This is a genomic window from Pseudomonas botevensis (assembly GCF_019145475.1).
GTDB lineage: Bacteria > Pseudomonadota > Gammaproteobacteria > Pseudomonadales > Pseudomonadaceae > Aquipseudomonas > Aquipseudomonas botevensis.
In genome coordinates, this window is record NZ_JAHTKI010000003.1 from 14,005 (window position 1) to 35,306 (window position 21,302).

Annotated in this window: 18 protein-coding genes; 13 read left to right on the top strand and 5 right to left on the bottom strand. The window is 62.0% G+C overall.

The genetic code is table 11. The features are described 5' to 3' along the window. Nucleotides 1-21: 21 nt before the first annotated feature. From KVQ74_RS05585 to KVQ74_RS05595, 3 genes are read right to left on the bottom strand one after another with little or no spacing between them, the layout of a single operon-like run. On the bottom strand, nt 22-789 hold the full coding sequence (locus KVQ74_RS05585; protein WP_217830011.1) for a heme ABC transporter ATP-binding protein: 768 nt from the start codon (nt 787-789) through the stop codon (nt 22-24). Beyond that, entirely contained in the window at nt 789-1,772 is a 984-nt protein-coding gene (locus KVQ74_RS05590) for a FecCD family ABC transporter permease (protein WP_217830291.1), read from the bottom strand. The genes KVQ74_RS05585 and KVQ74_RS05590 overlap by 1 nt, the downstream gene beginning before the upstream one ends. A gap of 50 nt (nt 1,773-1,822) precedes the next feature. Next, nucleotides 1,823-2,695, bottom strand: coding sequence for a heme/hemin ABC transporter substrate-binding protein (locus KVQ74_RS05595; protein ID WP_217830012.1), 873 nt, complete (start codon nt 2,693-2,695; stop codon nt 1,823-1,825). A gap of 164 nt (nt 2,696-2,859) precedes the next feature. Between KVQ74_RS05595 and KVQ74_RS05600 the strand changes: the two genes are divergently transcribed. Continuing rightward, a complete protein-coding gene (locus KVQ74_RS05600) occupies nt 2,860-3,177 on the top strand; it encodes a Rieske (2Fe-2S) protein (protein ID WP_217830013.1) in 318 nt (105 codons plus the stop codon). Here the strand turns inward: KVQ74_RS05600 and sfsA are convergent. Together sfsA and KVQ74_RS05610 are read right to left on the bottom strand one after the other, a co-directional pair. Next, a complete protein-coding gene (sfsA, locus tag KVQ74_RS05605) occupies nt 3,174-3,887 on the bottom strand; it encodes a DNA/RNA nuclease SfsA (protein WP_217830014.1) in 714 nt (237 codons plus the stop codon). The two genes, KVQ74_RS05600 and sfsA, sit on opposite strands and share 4 nt — an antisense overlap. Further along, nucleotides 3,887-5,059 (bottom strand): pyridoxal phosphate-dependent aminotransferase, encoded by a 1,173-nt coding sequence (locus tag KVQ74_RS05610; protein WP_217830015.1) that lies wholly within the window; start codon nt 5,057-5,059, stop codon nt 3,887-3,889. Before KVQ74_RS05610 ends, sfsA begins: the two co-directional genes overlap by 1 nt. A 334-nt stretch (nt 5,060-5,393) precedes the next feature. Between KVQ74_RS05610 and dksA the strand changes: the two genes are divergently transcribed. The 12 genes from dksA to KVQ74_RS05670 all read left to right on the top strand — a co-directional run bounded on the left by dksA (nt 5,394) and on the right by KVQ74_RS05670 (nt 21,260). Beyond that, nucleotides 5,394-5,837, top strand: a complete 444-nt coding sequence (gene dksA / locus KVQ74_RS05615) for an RNA polymerase-binding protein DksA (protein ID WP_217830016.1) — start codon at nt 5,394-5,396, stop codon at nt 5,835-5,837. Nucleotides 5,838-5,941: 104 nt separating this feature from the next. Beyond that, on the top strand, nt 5,942-6,838 hold the full coding sequence (gene gluQRS / locus KVQ74_RS05620) for a tRNA glutamyl-Q(34) synthetase GluQRS (RefSeq protein ID WP_217830017.1): 897 nt from the start codon (nt 5,942-5,944) through the stop codon (nt 6,836-6,838). 77 nt (nt 6,839-6,915) lie between these two features. Continuing rightward, nucleotides 6,916-7,092 (top strand): hypothetical protein, encoded by a 177-nt coding sequence (locus tag KVQ74_RS05625; protein WP_003176118.1) that lies wholly within the window; start codon nt 6,916-6,918, stop codon nt 7,090-7,092. Continuing rightward, complete coding sequence (locus tag KVQ74_RS05630; protein WP_217830018.1) at nt 7,076-10,030, top strand: sensor histidine kinase; 2,955 nt, start codon at nt 7,076-7,078, stop codon at nt 10,028-10,030. Before KVQ74_RS05625 ends, KVQ74_RS05630 begins: the two co-directional genes overlap by 17 nt. 22 nt (nt 10,031-10,052) lie before the next feature. Next, nucleotides 10,053-11,489: a sigma-54-dependent transcriptional regulator gene (locus KVQ74_RS05635; RefSeq protein ID WP_217830019.1), complete on the top strand. Its 1,437-nt coding sequence runs from the start codon at nt 10,053-10,055 to the stop codon at nt 11,487-11,489. A gap of 734 nt (nt 11,490-12,223) precedes the next feature. Continuing rightward, nucleotides 12,224-13,624: a polynucleotide adenylyltransferase PcnB gene (locus KVQ74_RS05640; RefSeq protein WP_217830020.1), complete on the top strand. Its 1,401-nt coding sequence runs from the start codon at nt 12,224-12,226 to the stop codon at nt 13,622-13,624. A gap of 3 nt (nt 13,625-13,627) precedes the next feature. Next, nucleotides 13,628-14,113 carry a 2-amino-4-hydroxy-6-hydroxymethyldihydropteridine diphosphokinase gene (folK, locus tag KVQ74_RS05645; protein ID WP_217830021.1) on the top strand — a complete coding sequence of 162 codons (486 nt, stop codon included), beginning with the start codon at nt 13,628-13,630 and terminating at the stop codon, nt 14,111-14,113. 287 nt (nt 14,114-14,400) lie between these two features. Further along, nucleotides 14,401-15,201, top strand: a complete 801-nt coding sequence (gene panB, locus KVQ74_RS05650; protein ID WP_217830022.1) for a 3-methyl-2-oxobutanoate hydroxymethyltransferase — start codon at nt 14,401-14,403, stop codon at nt 15,199-15,201. Beyond that, a complete protein-coding gene (gene panC, locus KVQ74_RS05655; RefSeq protein WP_217830023.1) occupies nt 15,198-16,058 on the top strand; it encodes a pantoate--beta-alanine ligase in 861 nt (286 codons plus the stop codon). Before panB ends, panC begins: the two co-directional genes overlap by 4 nt. 335 nt (nt 16,059-16,393) lie before the next feature. Beyond that, nucleotides 16,394-18,058 carry a glucose-6-phosphate isomerase gene (pgi, locus tag KVQ74_RS05660; protein ID WP_217830024.1) on the top strand — a complete coding sequence of 555 codons (1,665 nt, stop codon included), beginning with the start codon at nt 16,394-16,396 and terminating at the stop codon, nt 18,056-18,058. Nucleotides 18,059-18,210: 152 nt separating this feature from the next. Next, a complete protein-coding gene (gene acs, locus KVQ74_RS05665) occupies nt 18,211-20,148 on the top strand; it encodes an acetate--CoA ligase (RefSeq protein WP_217830025.1) in 1,938 nt (645 codons plus the stop codon). A gap of 95 nt (nt 20,149-20,243) precedes the next feature. Further along, a complete protein-coding gene (locus KVQ74_RS05670; protein WP_217830026.1) occupies nt 20,244-21,260 on the top strand; it encodes a class I SAM-dependent rRNA methyltransferase in 1,017 nt (338 codons plus the stop codon). Nucleotides 21,261-21,302 lie beyond the last annotated feature (42 nt).

The following is a 21,302-nucleotide window of genomic DNA, read 5'->3' on the forward strand; positions in this document are numbered from 1 at the left end:
GCCTTCACCTCGATGATCACATCAGCGGGCGATAATCAGCGGATGCCCGCGCTCCGGATGCTGCTGCACCAACACTTCCAGGCCGAACACCGCTTTGAGCGAATCCGGACGCAACACCTGCTGCGGCGTATCCAGCGCCACCGGACGCCCGCCCTCAAGCAGCAACAGACGATCACAATAACGCGCCGCCAGGTTCAGATCATGCAGGATCACCAGCACCGCCGCGCCGCGATCGGCGAACTCGCGCACCGCTTGCAGGGTAGTGTGCTGATGCAGCGGATCAAGCATTGAGGTCGGCTCATCCAGCAACAATGTCTGCCCGGCCTGCCCCGGCCAGAGTTGCGCCAGCACCCGCGCCAGATGCACTCGCTGCCGCTCACCGCCGGACAGCGCCAGATAACTGCGGCCACCGAGATGACCGGCGTCCGCCGCGAGCAAGGCTTCGGCGACGACTTCGTCGTCACGCACCCGGCCGCTCTGCCAGGGCAAGCGTCCCATCCCCACCACTTCCTCAACGCTGAACGCGAAATCCAGGGTCGAAACCTGTGGCAGTACCGCCATTCGCTGGGCACGCTGCTGTCCGCTCCAGTCCTTCAAGGTCCGGTCATCGAGCAAGACCTCGCCGTCGCTGGCCGCCAGCTCACCGCACAAAGCCCCGAGCAGCGTGCTTTTACCGGCGCCGTTCGGCCCCAGCACGCCGAGCACTTCACCGGGTTTCAGTTGCAGCGAGACGTCGGCCAGTACGGTCTTGCGGCCACGGCGAATGTGCAGATTGTGCGCACGCAGCATCAGGCACGCCCTCGCAGCAGCAAATAAAGGAAGAATGGTGCCCCGATGAACGCCGTGACAATGCCGATCGGCAACTCGGCCGGCGCCAGCGCCAAGCGCGCCACCAGATCGGCAAACAGCAACAGACTCGCCCCGGCCAGTACCGACGCCGGCAACAGCACCCGATGATCCGGCCCGGCCAGCAGGCGCACCAGATGCGGCACCACCAGCCCGACAAATCCGATCATCCCCGCCGCCGCCACCGCTGCGCCGACACCCAGCGCGGTGCAGAACACCAGTTCACGCTTGAGCCGCTCGACATTGATCCCCAGATGCCCGGCCTCCGACTCGCCGAGCAACAGCGCATTCAGCGCCTTGGCCCGGCGCGGCAACCACAGCGCCACTCCGGTGCTGATAATCAGCAACGGCCACAACCGTGCGTAACTGGCGCCATTGAGGCTGCCGAGATTCCAGAACGTCAGGGTGCGCAGGGTCGCGTCGTCGGCAAGATAGGTGAACAACCCCACCGCCGAACTGGCCAGGGCCGTCAGGGCGATCCCCGCCAGCAGCATGGTGGCGACATTCGTCCGGCCGTTATGCCGGCCCAGTCGATAAACCAGCGCCGTCACCCCGAGGCCGCCCAGAAACGCACACGCCGACAGCAGATACGGCCCGAACCATTCCGGCAAACCACCGAAAACCGAACCGCCGACAATCGCCACCGCCGCGCCCAACGCCGCGCCACTGGACACCCCGACCAGGCCCGGATCAGCCAGTGGATTGCGAAACAATCCCTGCATCGCCACCCCGGACAACGCCAGCACGCCGCCGACCGCCAATCCGAGCAAGGTACGCGGCAGACGAATCTGCCCGAGAATCAGCTCCGCCTGCTCCAGACCTTCCGGCGCCAGCGGCACACCGATCAGGCGCAAGGCAGCGCGCAAGGTGTCGATCAGCGGCAGGCTGACCGGCCCCAGCGCCAACGACAGCCAGATCGCCAGCAGACACAGCAGAATCAGGCCGACAAACAAGCCACGGGGTTTGACCAGCGCAGTCATTGGCCGCCCTTGGCCGGGTAGAAGCTATCGGACAACGCCTTCAGCGCCGCCGGCAAGCGTGGCCCGAGGCCGCCGACCAGCAGCGTCGGGTCCAGCTCGAACACCCGCCCGGCCTTCGCCGCGCGACTGGTATCGAGAATCGGGTTTTCCTTGAACAGCGCCGCTTTCGCCGCATCGCCCGTCAACGCACGGTCGGCGAACACCAAGACTTCAGGATTGAGTTCTGCCAGCGACTCCTGGGAAAACGGTTTGTAACCGGTATGCGTCGCCAGGTTGTGTCCGCCGGCACGCTGCAATAACCAGTCGGCAGCGGTGTCCTTGCCGGCGATCAGCGGTTTGCCGCCGGCATGCCCGACCAGCAGCAACACCCCCGGAGCTTTCTGATGAGTCTGCGCTTCAGCCACCCGGGTTTTCTGCGCATCGAGTTGCTGTTGATAACTTTGCAGCAGCTGCGCGGCTTTATCCTGGGCGCCGAGCAACTGCCCCAAGTGCGTGACGTTCTTTTCCAGCGTCGAGAGATCCGCCTGGGCCGAGAACAACTCGACCTGCACCTTGGCACTCTTCACCTGTGAAATCACCGGCGGCGGCCCCATTTCCTCGGTGCCGACCAGAATGTCCGGACGCAAACTGAGAATGCCTTCGGCGGACAGGCTGCGTTGATAACCGATGCTCGGCAGCGCTTTCAGGGACTCGGGATGCTGGCTGGTGGTGTCGACCCCCACCAGTTTCGCTTCGCCGCCCAACGCACTGACCCATTCCGACAAGGCACCGCCGGCACTCACCCAACGTTGCGGCAAATCGGCCGCTGCAGCCTGGTGGCTGACGAAAAGTCCGACACACAGCACAGCAACGCGGGTACTCAGGCGCATACACAGCTTCCTTGAATAAGGTTTTCCCGGGCATCCGGCTGCCAGGCCAAGTATCCTCGGCATCCGGCAGCCGCCCTGCGGGCGAAGCGGCCATTTGATAATTGTTTGCATTTGAACGTCAAGCTCGGACATATCCCGACACGAGCCGACACTTGAGGATAGCCATGAAGTTTTTGTGCGCGGGCGCCGATCTCGCCGAAGCCGGCAGTCGCGGCTTCGAAATCGACGGGAACAAGCTGTTTGCCGTGCGCCGCAGCGGCCAGGCGTATGTCTACCTCAACCGCTGCCCGCATCGCGGCGTCGCTCTGGAGTGGCACCCCGATCAGTTTCTCGATCCGAGCAACAGCCTGATCCAGTGCGCCACCCACGGCGCACTGTTTCTGATCGAGGATGGCGAGTGCGTGGCAGGTCCCTGCGCCGGGCAATCGCTGACGGCCATCCCTTGCCGCGAGGATGCACAAGGGTTGTGGGTTGATGTCTAGCCGTTGAGCAACACGTCCAGGCGGCGGTCGATAAGCATTTCTTCGTGACTCAAGCGCACGCCATAGGCCAGCACCTCGACCCCGCAGGCCACCGCTTCACGCAAAGCATCGGCGTAGGCCGAATCGATTTCATCGGCCGGACGCACCGCCTCGATGCCCGTCAGATTGACGCAATACAACTGCACCGCACGGATTCCGTCACGGGCCAGATGCGCCAGTTCGCGCAAATGCTTGGCGCCACGCTGGGTGACCGCATCGGGAAACGCCGCCACAGGGGTTCCATCGAAACCCAAGGTGACACTTTTCACTTCCACGTAGGCCGGGCCGCTCGGGTATTCGAGGCGAAAGTCGATTCGACTCTTTTCCTGTCCGTAAGCCACTTCACGCTTCAAAGCAGTAAACCCGCTCAGCTCGCTGATGACCCCGGCCTGCAAGGCTTCTTCGACCAGTGCGTTGGCACGGCCGGTATTCACGCAAAACAACCGGCCCTGCGGGGTTTCACCGATTTCCCAAGTGCCGGGTAATTTGCGCTTGGGATCATTGGAGCGGCTGAACCAGACCTGCCCGCCTTCGACCTGGCAATTGAGCATCGAACCGGTGTTCGGGCAATGAATGGTCAGCAACTCGCCGTCAACGGTTTCGATATCGGCAAGAAAACGCTTGTAGCGGCGGATCAGTCGCGCTTCTTCGAGGGGAGGATGAAAGCGCATCAGCCTTGCCAGCTCTTCAGACCACGGGCGATCCGCTCCACCGCTTCCTGTAAGCGAGGGAGGTTTTGCGTGTAGGCAAAACGCACATGATGAGTCGCCTGATAACGACCGAAATCCAGGCCCGGAGTGAACGCCACGTGTTCGGTTTCTAGAAAATGTCGGCAGAACGCGAAGGCATCACCGCCGAACTGGCTGATATCGGCGTACAAATAGAATGCGCCCTCAGGCTCCACGGCGATATTGAAACCCAATTCCCGCAGTGCTGGCAGCAGGTAGTCGCGACGACGGCTGAATTCGGCGCGGCGCTCTTCAAGGATTTCGATGGTGGCCGGTTCGAAACAGGCCAGTGCCGCATGCTGCGCCACGCTCGGAGCACTGATATAGAGGTTCTGTGCGAGCTTTTCCAGCTCACTGACCGCCGCGTCCGGCGCCACCAGCCAGCCGAGACGCCAACCGGTCATGCCGAAATACTTGGAGAAACTGTTGAGGACAAACGCGCTGTCATCGACTTCCAGAACGCTCGCCGCATCGGTGCCGTAAGTCAGGCCGTGATAGATCTCGTCCACCACCAGATGGCCGTGCCGTGCCTTGATCGCTGTGGATAACCCGGCCAGTTCGTCGCGGGTCAGGATGGTGCCGGTCGGGTTGGCCGGCGAGGCCACCAGGGCGCCGACGCTGTCGTGATCCCAATGCCGCGCCACCAGATCCGGGGTCAGTTGATAACGCACGTCCGGGCCGACCGGCACCAGTTGCGCCGCGCCTTCGACCAGCCTCAGAAAATGCCGGTTGCACGGATAACCGGGGTCGGCCAGCAGCCAGTGCTTGCCCGGATCCACCAGCAGCGCGCTGGCCAGCAGCAAGGCGCCGGAACCGCCCGGAGTGATGAGAATCCGCCGAGGATCGATATTCAAGCCGTAGCGCTGCTGATAGAAGCCGGCAATCGCTTCGCGCAGCTCAGGAATGCCACGGGCAGCGGTATAGCGGGTTTTCCCTGCCGCCAGCGCAGCCTGGCCGGCGCGAATGATCGGCTCGGCGGTGGTGAAGTCCGGCTCGCCGATTTCCAGATGAATCACATCATGGCCTTCAGCCTGCAATTCATTGGCCCGCGCCAGCAACGCCATGACATGGAACGGTTCGATCGCACGACTGCGCGCACTGTAGGGGTGAGCCATTGGCCTTCCTTCGACGGGGAAAAAGAAACGATTCTACCCATCTGCCGGAACGGGCGAGAACCCACAATGGTCACAGCATCAGGAACGCTGGACTGTAACGCACCGCGCGTACGCTCCAGGATTGACTAAAATCAGTGATTGATCAGGTCTCCAACACCGCCAGACATGGCTTGGCAAACATTTGCAGGCACCACCGGCCGCAGGCTCGACATCCGGGAGTAGCGCCGGCGGAATTGATCTGGTAAGTTCGCCCGCTTGCAGCCGCAGGGCCGGCAGGTGTCGGTGATGGAGCAATCCTGCGCAATGGATTACAAGAGTAGAGGCGGTCCATTTCATGCCCACCCAAGCAAAGCAACAGCAGAATCAGACCATCAGCGGTTTCGAACCTTACGTTTCGAAGCCCGGCGAAGAGTACATGGGCGCCCCCATGCGCGCGCACTTCACCAAGATCCTGAACAAGTGGAAACAGGACTTGATGCAGGAAGTCGACCGCACTGTTGATCACATGAAAGACGAAGCGGCCAACTTCCCTGACCCGGCCGACCGGGCCAGCCAGGAAGAAGAATTCGCCCTCGAACTGCGTGCCCGCGACCGTGAGCGCAAGCTGATCAAGAAGATCGACAAGACGCTTGAGCTGATCCAGGACGAAGAATACGGCTGGTGTGAGTCCTGCGGCATCGAGATCGGCGTCAAGCGCCTCGAGGCCCGTCCTACCGCCGATCTGTGCATCGACTGCAAGACCCTGGCGGAAATCAAGGAAAAACAGGTCGGCAAGTAATCCCGGCCTGATCGACAAACGGAGCGTGCGAACGCTCCGTTTTTGTTTCTGCCGTTCTTCCACCGGTTGGCCGACGCAAGCCCTGAAAAAGTAACATCGCTCCCATGACTGCCAAGACTTCCCCCGCCTACATCGGACGCTTCGCCCCAACGCCCAGTGGGCACCTGCACTTCGGTTCGCTGGTCGCCGCGCTCGCCTCTTATCTCGACGCGCGTTCGGTGGGTGGCCGCTGGCTGGTGCGCATGGAGGATCTCGATCCGCCCCGGGAAGAACCCGGAGCCCAGGCTGCGATTCTCAAAGCGCTGGAAAGTTATGGCTTCGAATGGGATGGCGAGATGGTCCGCCAGAGCGCTCGGCACGATGCCTACGCCGAAGTGCTCAACCGCCTGTTCAGCCACGGCCTGGCCTACGCCTGCACCTGCTCGCGCAAACAACTGGAGCCGTATCACGGCATCTATCCGGGTCTGTGCCGCAATGCCGGCCACGGCCCGGAAGACGCGGCGATCCGCCTGCGCGTGCCGGAGCTGGAATACCACTTCATCGACCGCGTGCAGGGTGAGTTCCGTCAGCACCTGGGACGCGATGTCGGCGACTTCGTGATTCGCCGTCGCGACGGCCTCTACGCCTATCAACTGGCGGTGGTGCTGGACGATGCCTGGCAAGGCATCACCGACATCGTGCGCGGTGCCGATCTGCTCGACTCGACACCGCGCCAGCTCTATCTGCAAGAATTGCTGGGTTTCCCACAGCCGCGCTATCTGCACCTGCCGCTGATCACCCAGCCGGATGGCAACAAGCTCGGCAAGTCCTACCGCTCGCCGCCACTGACCGCCGATCAGGCCACACCATTGCTGCTGCGCGCCTTGCGGGCATTGGGGCAGCAACCCGGCAACGAGCTGGCCGACGCCACGCCGCAAGAACTGCTGAGTTGGGGCGTCGCCCACTGGGATGCGACGAAAATCCCGCGCACACTGACCCTGCCCGAAGCGCAACTGCGATGACGACACTTGCAGTGGCGCACCCATCCGTTACCATCGCCGCACGTTTTCGGGCACGCGCATAAAAAAGAGAGGCCGGGATGTACATCTATCGCTTGGTCCTGCTTTTGGTCGTGGGGATCTATCTGTTTTCTCCCGCCATCATGGATTGGTGGATCGACGCCACTGGCGCCTGGTATCGCCCTTATCTGCTCTGGCTGATCCTGATTGTCGTGACCTTCATCCTGCAGAGCCAAAAAGATGCCGATGAGCTTTAGCCTGACCCAGATGCTGCTGTTCAGCGCTGCCTACCTGGCGGCACTGTTCGGCGTGGCCTGGATCAGTGAACGGGGCATGATCCCCCGGGCGATCATTCGCCACCCGCTGACCTACACCCTGTCGCTCGGGGTCTACGCCAGTGCGTGGGCGTTCTACGGCACGGTGGGCCTGGCCTATCAGTACGGCTACGGCTTTCTTTCCAGCTATCTTGGTGTCTCCGGCGCGTTTCTGCTGGCGCCGGTGCTGCTGTATCCGATCCTGAAGATCACCCGCACCTATCAGCTGTCGTCGCTGGCGGATCTGTTCGCCTTCCGCTTCCGCAGCACCTGGGCCGGGGCACTGACCACGATCTTCATGCTGATCGGCGTGCTGCCATTGCTGGCGTTGCAGATTCAGGCCGTGGCCGACTCCATCGGCATTCTGACCGGCGAACCGGTGCAGAGCCGCGTGGCCCTGGCCTTCTGCGGCCTGATCATTCTGTTCACGATCTTCTTTGGCTCCCGGCACATCGCCACGCGGGAAAAACACGAAGGCCTGGTGTTCGCCATCGCCTTCGAATCGGTGATCAAACTGGCGGCCCTCGGCGGTGTCGGCCTGTACGCGCTGTACGGCGTGTTCGACGGCCCGCAACAGCTCGAACTGTGGCTGCTGCAAAACCAGACCGCCCTCGCCGCCTTGCACACGCCGCTGCAGGAAGGCCCGTGGCGCACGCTGCTGCTGGTGTTTTTCGCCTCGGCCATCGTGATGCCGCACATGTATCACATGACCTTCACCGAGAACCTCAACCCACGAGCACTGGTGAGTGCGAGCTGGGGCCTGCCGCTGTTTCTGCTGCTGATGAGCCTGGCGGTGCCGCTGATTCTCTGGGCCGGCCTGAAACTCGGTGCCACCACCAATCCGGAATACTTCACCCTCGGCATCGGCATTGCCGCCAACAGCAAGGCACTGGCGTTGCTGGCCTATGTCGGCGGACTGTCGGCCGCCAGTGGCCTGATCATCGTCACCACCCTGGCGCTGTCGGGCATGGCGCTCAACCATCTGGTGCTGCCGCTGTATCAGCCGCCGGCCGAAGGCAACATCTACCGCTGGCTGAAATGGACCCGCCGCGCGCTGATCGTCGCGATCATCATGGCCGGTTTCTGTTTCTATCTGATGCTCGGCGCCGAACAGGACCTGGCCAACCTCGGCATCGTTGCATTCGTCGCCACCCTGCAATTCCTGCCGGGTGTGCTCTCGGTGCTGTACTGGCCGACCGCCAACCGCCGTGGCTTCATCGCTGGCCTGCTGGCTGGCGTGATCGTCTGGGTGGTGACCATGCTCCTGCCGCTGGTCGGCAATCTGCAGGGGTTCTATATCCCGCTGCTCAACATGATTTACGTACTGGATGACACCAGCTGGCACATGGCGGCAATCGCCTCGCTGGCCGCCAACGTGTTGATGTTCACCCTGATTTCCCTGTTCACCAACGCCAGCCCCGAAGAGGCCAGCGCCGCCGAAGCCTGTGCGGTAGACAACGTGCGCCGTCCGCAGCGTCGTGAACTGCACGCCGCCTCGCCGCAGGAATTCGCCACACAGCTCGCCAAACCGCTGGGTGCCAAGGCGGCGCAAAAGGAAGTGGAGCAGGCCCTGCGTGATCTTTACCTGCCCTTCGATGAGCGCCGCCCCTATGCGCTGCGCCGCCTGCGCGATCGAATCGAGGCCAACCTGTCTGGTCTGATGGGGCCGAGCGTGGCCCAGGACATGGTGGAAACCTTCCTGCCCTACAAGGCTGGCGGCGAAAACTATGTCACCGAAGACATCCACTTCATCGAAAGCCGCCTCGAGGACTATCACTCGCGCCTCACCGGCCTCGCCGCCGAACTCGATGCCCTGCGCCGCTACCACCGCCAGACCCTGCAAGAGTTGCCGATGGGCGTCTGCTCGCTGGCCAAGGATCAAGAGATCCTGATGTGGAACAAGGCCATGGAAGAACTCACCGGAATCGCCGCGCAACGGGTGGTCGGTTCGCGCCTGAGCACCATCGCCAATCCGTGGAAGGATCTGCTGCAAGGCTTCATTCATTTGCCCGACGAACATTTGCACAAGCAGCACCTGGCCCTCGACGGCCAGACCCGCTGGCTGAACCTGCACAAAGCGGCGATCGACGAGCCGCTGGCACCGGGCAACAGCGGCCTGGTACTGCTGGTGGAAGACCTGACCGAAACCCAGATGCTCGAAGACAAACTGGTGCATTCCGAGCGCCTGGCCAGCATCGGTCGACTCGCCGCCGGTGTGGCCCATGAAATCGGCAACCCGATCACCGGCATCGCCTGCCTGGCGCAAAACCTGCGCGAAGAGCGCGAAGAGGACGGCGAACTCACGGAAATCAGCGGGCAGATCCTCGAACAGACCAAACGCGTGTCACGCATCGTCCAGTCGCTGATGAGTTTCGCCCACGCCGGCAGCCATCAGCACAGCGACGAACCCGTCTGTCTGGCGGAGGTGGCGCAGGACGCCATCGGCCTGCTCGCCCTGAACCGACGCAATTTCGAAGTGCAGTTCTATAACCTGTGCGACCCCGATCACTGGGTCGAAGGCGATCCGCAGCGACTCGCCCAGGTGTTGATCAACCTGCTCTCCAACGCCCGTGACGCCTCGCCTGCCGGCAGTGCGGTGCGGGTAAAGAGCGAAGCCGGCGAACACACGGTCGATCTGATCGTCGAGGACGAAGGCAGTGGTATCCCGTCGAGCATCATGGATCGATTGTTCGAACCCTTCTTCACCACCAAGGATCCTGGCGAAGGCACCGGTCTGGGCCTTGCACTGGTCTATTCCATCGTTGAAGAGCATTATGGACAAATCACCATCGACAGCCCGGCTGATGTTCAGAGCCAGCGCGGCACCCGTATCCGGGTCACCCTGCCGCGTCATGTCGAAGCGACGTCCGCTGTGAACTGAGACCGTCGAGAGTATCGAATCAATGCCGCACATTTTGATCGTCGAAGACGAAACCATTATCCGCTCCGCCTTGCGCCGCCTGCTGGAACGCAACCAGTATCAGGTCAGCGAAGCCGGCTCAGTGCAGGAAGCACAAGAACGCTTCAGTATTCCCACATTCGACCTGATCGTCAGTGACCTGCGCCTGCCGGGCGCTCCGGGCACCGAGCTGATCAAGCTTGGCCAGGGCACTCCGGTGCTGATCATGACCAGCTACGCCAGCCTGCGCTCGGCGGTCGACTCGATGAAGATGGGCGCGGTGGACTACATCGCCAAGCCTTTCGACCACGACGAGATGCTGCAAGCCGTTGCCCGGATCCTGCGTGATCGCCAGTCGGCGCCCGCCGCCAGTGAAACGGTCGCCGGCAAAGCCGCCAATGGCAACGGCAAATCCGCCGTCGACAACAGCAATGGCGAGATCGGCATCATTGGTTCCTGCCCGCCAATGCAGGACCTTTACGGCAAGATCCGCAAGGTCGCACCGACCGATTCCAATGTCTTGATCCAGGGTGAGTCCGGCACCGGCAAGGAACTGGTCGCCCGCGCCCTGCACAACCTGTCGAAACGCGCCAAGGCGCCGATGATCTCGGTGAACTGCGCGGCCATCCCGGAAAGCCTGATCGAGTCCGAACTGTTCGGTCACGAGAAAGGCGCGTTCACTGGCGCCAGCGCCGGTCGCGCCGGTCTGGTGGAAGCGGCGGACGGCGGCACGCTGTTCCTCGACGAAATCGGTGAACTGCCGCTCGAAGCCCAGGCCCGTCTGTTGCGCGTATTGCAGGAAGGCGAGATTCGCCGGGTCGGTTCGGTACAGTCGCAGAAGGTCGATGTCCGCCTGATCGCCGCGACCCACCGGGATCTCAAGAGCCTGGCGAAAATCGGCCAGTTCCGTGAAGACTTGTACTACCGCCTGCACGTTATCGCTCTGAAACTGCCCGCCCTGCGCGAGCGCGGCGCCGACGTCAACGAAATCGCCAATGCCTTCCTTGCGCGCCAGAGCGCCCGCATCAACCGCACCGACCTGAAATTTGCCACCGATGCCGAACAGGCGATCCGGCACTACTCCTGGCCGGGCAACGTGCGTGAACTGGAAAACGCAGTCGAGCGCGCGGTGATCCTGAGCGAAAGCGCGGAAATTTCCGCCGACCTGCTGGGCATCGACATCGAACTGGGGGATCTGGAGGACGACGAGTTCATCGGCCTGCCGGCGCAACCGGCCGGTAACGCCAGCAACAACAGCCACGAACCAACCGAAGATCTGTCGCTGGAAGACTACTTCCAGCACTTCGTGCTCGAGCATCAGGACCACATGACCGAGACCGAACTGGCCCGCAAACTGGGCGTCAGCCGCAAGTGTTTGTGGGAACGCCGCCAGCGCCTGGGCATCCCGCGGCGCAAGACCGGGGTCGCGAGCGAGAGCTGAACGTTACCTGTCGAGTGTGCGCGTAACCGTTGAAGATGTGAAAAAACTGTTACCTCAGTCATTTCACGTAACAAAAGCCGGGGTTTACGGTAACGAAACCCCGGCTTTTTTTCGCCTCGACAAAACGGTTATATCGACCTAACCCCTTGTTTTATTGGGTTTCGCAAAAGTTGGCACGGCACCTGCTATATGTTTGGTACAAGAACAATAACAAGCAATGCACAAGACAATAAAAATAAGACGAATCGACTCACGCACAATAAAAACAAGACGGCGAGAGGCGCAGCTAACTGATTCTTTTGGAGAGGCGTTGTATTTGGGGTTCGCCCCACGACCAGGCCGAGAACAACAAAAACTGTCCTAAGACAGAGCCTGTACTGGTTGGATCGCAAGATCACTGCAATTCAGCGACCAAAGCAATCCGTTTGCTCTTGGCTCCCGATTGGGAGGGTCATGAAGGAAAAGCTTCATGGCGAGGGCACTCAACAAAAACAAGAAGCCCGAATCAATAATAAAAAGAGCACGCAACTACTTCTTGGGGAGCTTCGGCTCCCCTTGTAGTTTCTCTTCTTCGCAAAAAATCCTCTGCCACACCTTGCCCCACCCTTCTAGCCTGCGGCCTGCAGCGCAAATCTGCGGCGTCCTACACCATCCCTCGACTAAATGCTAGAATCCCGGCCCATCATGCGGTCATTCTCTGGTATGGCCGAACATTCCTTCAAACAGTGCATCCCATGCTGAAGAAGCTGTTCCAGTCATTCCGAACTCCCCTGCGTCGTACGCAACACATCCGCAGCACGCCTGAAGTCCTCAACAGCGGCCAACATTCGCTGCAGAAGACGCAATTCAGCCGTTACGCGGTCAACATCGTCGAACGCCTGCAGGGCGCCGGCTACCAGGCCTATCTGGTCGGTGGCTGCGTGCGAGACATGCTGCTGGGCATCACGCCCAAGGACTTCGACGTCGCCACCAGCGCCACCCCCGAACAAGTCCGTGCCGAATTCCGCAACGCGCGGATCATCGGCCGTCGTTTCAAACTGGTGCATATCCATTTCGGTCGCGAAATCATCGAAGTCGCGACCTTCCGCGCCAATCACCCGCAAAACGAAGACGACGAAGACAGCAACCAGTCCTCGCGCAACGAGAGCGGACGGATTCTGCGCGACAACGTCTACGGCACCCTTGAGGAAGATGCGCAACGCCGCGACTTCACCATCAACGCCCTGTATTACGATCCGGTCAGCGAGCGCATCCTCGACTACGCCAACGGCGTACACGACATTCGCAATCACCTGATCCGCCTGATCGGCGATCCGAAACAGCGCTACCAGGAAGACCCGGTGCGGATGCTGCGGGCCGTGCGCTTTGCCGCCAAGCTGAACTTCGGCATCGAGAAGCACACCGTCCAGCCGATCCGCGAACTGGCACCGATGCTGCGCGAGATTCCATCGGCCCGTCTGTTCGAGGAAGTGCTCAAGCTGTTTCTTTCCGGCCATGGCGCAATCACTTTCGAGATGCTGGTCGACCTGCAACTGTTCGCACCGTTGTTCCCGGCCAGCGCCGACGCCCTGGAGCACAACCCGGATTACACCCACACGCTGATCAGCGAAGCGCTGACCAACACCGACCTGCGCATCAAGCAGAACAAACCGGTCACCCCGGCGTTCCTGTTTGCCGCCCTGCTCTGGCCTGCCCTGCCGGCCCGCGTGCTGCGCCTGCAAGAGCGTGGCATGCCGCCGATTCCCGCAATGCAGGAAGGCGCGCATGAGCTGATCGCCGAACAGTGCCAACGCATCGCGATTCCGAAACGCTTCACCATGCCGATCCGCGAGATCTGGGACATGCAGGAGCGCCTGCCGCGCCGCAGCGGCAAACGTGCCGACCTGCTGCTGGACAATCCGCGTTTCCGCGCCGGCTACGACTTCCTGCTGCTGCGTGAAAGCGCCGGTGAGCAGACCGATGGCCTGGGCGAGTGGTGGACCGACTACCAGGACGCCAACGACAGCGAGCGCCGTGACATGATTCGCGACCTCAGCGGCAAGGAAGACGGCACCAGTGGTGCGCCACGCAAGCGTCGCCGTAGCAGTGGCGCCAAGCGCAAGCGCGCCGGTGCTCCGAGCGCCACGGGCGAATAAGGCATGGAGCGTATCTACATCGGCATGGGCAGCAACCTCGCTGACCCCGCCGAGCAACTGCGCAGCGCCGTCGAGGCGCTGGGGCAATTGCCGCAGAGCGAACTGGCCGGCGTTTCCGCTTTCTATCAAAGCGACTCGTTGCTGCCGGGCCAACCGCGCTACACCAACGCAGTGGCGGCACTCGACAGCAATCTGGCGCCGCTGGACCTGCTCGATGCCCTGCAAGCGATCGAGAACGATCAGGGTCGTGAACGTCTGGAACGCTGGGGGCCGCGCACGCTGGACCTGGACATCCTGCTGTTCGGCGATCGCCTGATCGACGTGCCACGCCTGAAAGTCCCGCACTACCAGATCCAGGAACGCGCGTTCGTCCTCTATCCCCTGGCCGAACTGGCACCCGCCGACCTGCGCCTGGCCGATGGCCGCAGCCTCACCGAACTGCTCGCTGCCTGCCCGTTCGTCGGCCTCGAACGCCTGCCCCAAGCCTGAAAAAAATCCACATTTTGTAGGACAAAAACCCTGCAAATCAGGCCCGCCGGCCCGCTGAATCGCATCAGTAACGGCGGTAACACTCCCCTCGTAACAATGCGGTAACACACGCAATTGACTTCCCGGGTTCTCCTCACGACTATAGGCGTCCCGCTGCCGCCAACCCGGCACACAAGGGCGCAATCCAGGCCTTATAAGCACGACAAAAGAGCGTGCGCCTGAGTAGATGACGAATCACGCGCGTTACTCGCAGTAGTTTCCAGAGCGCCTGAACGAGGATTTTTTACATGCCAGCCATCACCCTGACCACGCTCCAGAGCCTCAAGCAGAAAGGTGAAAAGATCACCATGCTGACCTGCTATGACGCGACTTTCGCCCACGCCTGCAACGAGGCTGGTGTCGAAGTGCTGCTGGTGGGCGACTCCCTCGGCATGGTCCTGCAAGGTCACGACAGCACCCTGCCGGTGACCACCGCAGAAATGGCCTACCACGTAGCCTGCGTCAAACGCGGCAACACTGATGCCCTGATCCTGGCCGACCTGCCTTTCATGGCAAACGCCACCCTTGAGCAAACCATGACCAACAGCGCCATGCTGATGCAGGCCGGTGCGCACATGGTCAAGGTCGAAGGTGCGTTGTGGCTGGCGGACTCGATCCGCCTGCTGGCCGAGCGCGGTGTGCCGGTCTGCGCGCACATGGGCCTGACCCCACAGGCCGTGAACATTCTCGGCGGCTACAAGGTACAAGGCCGCAACGAGAACCAGGCGCGACAGATGCGTGCCGACGCCATCTCGCTGGAGCAGGCGGGCGCAGCGATGCTGCTGCTCGAATGCGTGCCGAGTGAACTGGCCGCCGAAATCAGCCAGGCAGTGAAAATCCCGGTGATCGGCATCGGCGCCGGCAATGCCACCGACGGCCAGGTGCTGGTATTGCACGACATGCTCGGCCTGTCGATCAGCGGTCGCGTACCGAAATTCGTCAAGAACTTCATGCACGGCCAGGAGAACATCCAGTCGGCGCTGAAGGCTTACGTGAGCGAAGTCAAAGCCACCACTTTCCCTGGCATCGAACACGGATTCTCCGCATGAACACCGTCAAGACCGTACGTGAACTGCGCGCCGCCGTAGCCCGCGCCCGCAGCGAAGGCAAGCGCATCGGCTTCGTGCCGACCATGGGCAACCTGCACAGCGGCCACATCGCGCTGATCACCAAGGCCACCCAGCGGGTGGACTTCGTCGTCGCGAGCATTTTCGTCAACCCGCTGCAGTTCGGTGCGGGCGAAGACCTCGACAAGTACCCGCGCACCCTGGTGGCCGACCAGCAAAAACTGCAGGAAGCCGGTTGCGCCCTGCTGTTTGCGCCGACCGTCGAGGAGATGTATCCCGACGGCATGGCCGGGCAGACCCGGGTCAGCGTGCCGCAACTTTCCGAAGGCCTGTGCGGCGCCAGTCGTCCGGGGCACTTCGAAGGAGTGGCGACGGTAGTCAGCAAGCTGTTCAACATGGTCCAGCCGGATCTGGCGATCTTCGGTCAGAAGGACTTCCAGCAACTGGCGGTGATTCGCGCGCTGGTGCATGACCTGAACATGCCGATCCAGATCATCGGCGAGCCGACTGTCCGCGCTGCCGATGGCCTTGCGCTGTCGTCGCGCAACGGCTTCCTCAGCGAAGAACAACGCGCCGTGGCGCCGGTGGTCTATCGCACCCTGAGCACCATCGCCGAGGCGATCAAGCAAGGTGAACGCGACTTCCCGGCCCTGATCCGCACCCAGTTGCAACAGCTGGAAGCGGCCGGCCTGCGTCCGGACTACCTGGAAATCCGCCATGCCCTGACCTTGCGTCCGGCGACGGCGCAGGATCGCGACCTGGTGATCCTGGTGGCGGCGTTCCTCGGCACGACCCGGTTGATCGACAACCTGCACCTGAATCTCGATACCCCCGCCTGAGCGGCGCAATAACGTTCTGTGGGAGCGGGCGTGCTCGCGAATGCAATCTGTCAGTCCGTCCCTACGGTAACTGGCACAGCACATTCGCCATGCAGGCCCGCTCCCACAGTTGTTTTGGGCCGGCGTCAGTCCGTCTGTCGGCCACCACCGTTATCAATGTTAAAAAAGTACCGGAAACAGGTCAGACAAAGTCAAGACAGATCGCGGCGCTAGGTTTACTGTATTCGCCCTGCGCCCGGTAACCGTGTCGACGCAGCTGACCTCTCGCTCAAACAGGGCAAGATGGGCTTTCAAGTGTTCAAAAGGCCGTTCAAGTAAAAAGGAAAACCGCAGCGATGGCGTATTACCGCACTCCTCATGACGTTACCGCTCTGCCTGCCTGGCAAGCGTTGAAAGATCACCGCCAAGCCATGCAGGATTTCAGCATGCGCGAAGCCTTCAACGCCGATCCGCAGCGCTTCAATCAGTTCACCCTCAGCAGCTGCGGACTGTTTCTCGATTATTCGAAGAACCTGATCAACGCCGAGACCCGCAATCTGCTGGTGGGCCTGGCCAATGAAGTCGACCTCAAAGGCGCGATCAAGGCGCTGTTCGACGGCGAAACCGTCAACTCATCCGAAGGTCGCCCGGCGCTGCATACCGCCCTGCGCCGTCCGGTGGGCGACAAGCTGCTGGTCAACGGCGTCAACGTGATGCCTGAGGTACACAAGGTACTGAACCAGATCACCGATCTGGTCGGCCGCATCCACGACGGCCTGTGGCGCGGTTACACCGAGAAGCCGATCACCGACGTGGTGAACATCGGCATCGGTGGTTCGTTCCTCGGCCCGGAACTGGTGTCCGAAGCCCTGCTGTCCTACGCCCAGAAAGGCGTGCGTTGCCACTATCTGGCGAACATCGACGGCAGTGAGTTCCACGAGCTGACCCAGAAACTGCGCGCCGAAACCACGCTGTTCATCGTCTCGTCGAAATCCTTCAACACCCTCGAAACCCTGAAGAACGCCCAGGCCGCCCGTGCCTGGTATCTGGCCCAGGGCGGTTCGGAAGCGGAGCTGTATCGCCACTTCATCGCGGTGTCGAGCAACAACGCGGCGGCCGTGGCCTTCGGTATCCGCGAAGAGAACATCTTCCCGATGTGGGACTGGGTCGGCGGTCGTTACTCGCTGTGGTCGGCCATCGGTCTGCCGATTGCCCTGGCGATCGGCATGTCCAACTTCAAGGAACTGCTGTCCGGTGCCTACACCATGGACCAGCATTTCCAGAGCGCGCCGTTCGAACAGAACATGCCGGTACTGCTGGCCCTGCTCGGCGTGTGGTACGGCAACTTCTGGGGCGCGCAGAGCCACGCGATCCTGCCGTACGACCACTACCTGCGCAACATCACCAAGCACTTGCAACAGCTGGACATGGAATCCAACGGCAAGAGCGTGCGTCAGGACGGCACCGCAGTGTCGACCGACACGGGTCCAGTGATCTGGGGCGGCGTCGGCTGCAACGGTCAGCACGCTTACCACCAGTTGCTGCACCAAGGCACCCAACTGATCCCGGCCGACTTCATCGTGCCGATCGTCAGCTTCAACCCGGTCTCCGACCACCACCAGTGGCTGTACGCCAACTGCCTGTCGCAGAGCCAGGCACTGATGCTCGGCAAGACCCTGCCGGAAGCGGAAGCCGAACTGCGCGACAAGGGCATGAGCGAAGATCAGGTGCAGAAACTAGCACCGCACAAGGTGATCCCGGGCAACCGTCCGAGCAACACCCTGGTGGTCGAGCGCATCAGCCCGCGTCGTCTCGGCGCGCTGGTGGCGATGTACGAACACAAGGTCTTCGTGCAGAGCGTGGTCTGGGGCATCAACGCCTTTGACCAATGGGGCGTGGAACTGGGCAAGGAACTGGGCAAGGGCGTCTACAACCGCCTGGTCGGCAGCGAAGAAACCGCCGCCGAGGATCCATCCACCCAAGGCCTGATCAACTACTTCCGCGGTCGTCACCGCGGTTGATCCGACCGGTTGCCTGCGAACCTCGCGGGCAACCACACCCTCTTGTGGGAGCGGGCTTGTCCGCTCCCACAGTTGTTTCAGCAGACAACTTGAACCCTTCGGGCACTCGGCGCATCTTTATTCATGTCGCAAAACAAGAATAAGGAACCGTCATGTTCGATATCAGCACGTTCCCCAAAGCCGATGCCGTCCGCCGGGCTGCACAGTTGAGTCAGGACGACTACAAGCGCCTGTACCGCGAATCCGTTGAACACCCCAGCACCTTCTGGGCCGAGCAAGCCACAAAGTTCCTCGACTGGAGCACGCCGTGGCAGACCGTCCAGCGCTATGACCTGAAGACCGGCGAGGCCTCATGGTTCGCAGGCGGCAAGCTGAACGTCAGTTACAACTGCATCGACCGCCACCTGGCAACGCGCGGCGAACAGACCGCCCTGCTCTGGGAGGGCGACGACCCCGCCGAATCCCTGTCTGTCACCTACAACAAACTCCATCATCACGTCTGCCGCCTGGCCAACGTGCTGAAAAGCCGTGGCGTGAAGAAAGGCGACCGGGTCTGTATCTACATGCCGATGATCCCTGAAGCCGCCTACGCGATGCTCGCCTGCGCGCGGATCGGCGCAATTCATTCGGTGGTATTCGGCGGTTTCTCCCCGGACTCCCTGCGCGACCGCATTCTCGATGCCGACTGCCGCACCGTGATCACCGCCGACGAAGGCGTGCGCGGCGGGCGTTTCGCCTCACTCAAGCAAAACGTCGACAAGGCCCTGCAAAGCTGCCCGAACGTCAGCAGCGTGGTGGTGGTCGAGCACACCCGAGGCAAGGTCGACTGGGTCGATGGCCGCGACCTCTGGTATCACGAGGCCGTGCACGATGTCAGTGACGATTGCCCACCGGAACCGATGGGCGCCGAGGATCCGCTGTTCATCCTCTACACCTCCGGCAGCACCGGCAAACCCAAAGGCGTGCTGCACACCACCGCCGGTTACCTGCTGCAAGCGGCGATGACCTTCAAATACGTTCTCGACTACCGCGACGGTGAAGTGTTCTGGTGTACCGCCGACGTCGGCTGGGTCACCGGCCACAGTTACATCGTCTACGGCCCGCTGGCGAACGGCGCGACCACATTGATGTTCGCAGGCGTACCGAGTTACCCGACTACCTCCCGCTTCTGGCAGGTGATCGATAAACACAAGGTCAATATTTTCTACACTGCACCGACCGCCCTGCGCTCCTTGATGCGCGAAGGTGCCGGGCCATTGCAGGGAACGTCCCGCGAGAGCCTCAGATTGCTCGGCAGCGTCGGTGAACCAATTAATCCGGAAGCGTGGGAATGGTATTTCAACGTGGTCGGCGAACAGCGCTGCCCCATCGTTGATACCTGGTGGCAGACCGAAACCGGCGGCATCATGCTCAGCCCGCTGGTCAGCGCCCAACGGATCAAACCGGGCTGCGCCACCCACCCGATGTTCGGCGTGCAACCGGCCCTGCTCGATGAAGCCGGCAAGGAAATCAAAGGCGCCGGCAGCGGCGTACTCGTGATCAAGTCCAGTTGGCCGGCGCAGATCCGCAGTGTCTACGGCGATCCGCAGCGGATGGTCGACACCTACTTCAAACCTTACCCCGGCTACTACTTCACCGGTGACGGCGCACGCCGTGACGAGGATGGCGACTACTGGATCACCGGACGCATCGACGATGTGATCAACGTCTCCGGCCACCGCATCGGCACCGCCGAAGTGGAAAGTGCCCTGGTGCTGCACGACAGCATCGCCGAAGCCGCCGTGGTCGGTTATCCCCACGACGTCAAGGGCCAGGGCATCTACGCCTTTGTCACGCCAATGAACGGCACCGAACCTGACGATGAACTGAAAAAGAACCTGCTGGCCCACGTCAGCAAGGAAATCGGCAGTTTCGCCAAACCGGATCTGATCCAGTGGGCACCGGCGCTGCCCAAGACCCGTTCGGGCAAGATCATGCGGCGCATCCTGCGCAAGATCGCCTGCAACGAGATCGACAGCCTCGGCGACACCTCGACCCTGGCCGACCCAAGTGTCGTGCAGGGGCTGATCGACAAGCGGCTGAATCAGTAAAGGCAGCTTCAGGCCCCTGGCCTCAAGCTTGAGGCTTGAGGCTCAGTTGCTGCTAAACTCCCGCGCCCCACCATTCTCACCAGCAAGGCGCCCGCATGTCTTCCTTGAATCAGGCGCTGCGCGCCGCCCTCGACCAACGCCAGGACCTGCTCGCCGAACTGCACGGCCAGGGCACCGATTGCTATCGACTGTTCCACGGCAGCCAGGAAGGTGCCGGCGGCCTGACCATCGACCGCTACGGCCCGCAGTTGCTGGTGCAAAGTTTCCACCAGACGCTGGAGCGTGATGCGCTGCTGCAACTGCATGAAATGGTCAATCAGACCCTGGGCTTCGACACTCTGCTGGTCTACAACGACCGCTCCCGTGGCAATTCGCGTATCGATCGCGAAGACAGCGTCTATCGCGCCGACGAAGCTGCGCTGGCCGATCTGGTTGGCCACGAGTGGGGCCTCAACTACCGGGTGCGCGGGCGCCACGCCGGGCAGGACCCGCTGCTGTTTCTCGACCTGCGCAACGCACGCGGCTGGGTCAAGGATCACGCGAAAGGCAAGAGTGTCCTCAACCTGTTCGCCTACACCTGTGGCGTCGGTCTCAGCGCGGCGGCCGGCGGTGCCCGTGAAGTGTGCAACCTGGACTTCGCCGAGGGCAATCTGGCGGTCGGGCGCGAAAATGGCCTGCTCAACCCGCAATTGCCAGCCATGCAATTCATCCAGTCCGATTACTTCCCGGCGATCCGCCAACTGGCCGGCCTGCCGATCAGCCAGCGGCGCGGGCAGAAACTGCCGGGCTATCAGCGCCTCGAACAGCGCCAATACGACCTGGTGCTGCTCGATCCACCGGCCTGGGCCAAGAGTGCGTTCGGCACCGTCGACCTGCTGCGCGACTATCAAAGCCTGCTCAAGCCTGCCCTGCTGACCACCGCCGACAACGGCGTGCTGATCTGCTGCAACAACCTGGCGAAAGTGAGCATGGACGACTGGCGCGAACAGGTCTTGCGTTGCGCCGAGAAGGCCGGACGCCCGGTGCGCGAATGGAGCGTGATGACCCCGGCCCGGGACTTTCCGTCGCAGGATCAACAGCCGCCGCTGAAAACCCTGATCCTTCAGCTCTGACCCACTCCCGGCGAGCCCTCACAACTTTCAGACATTTCCTAT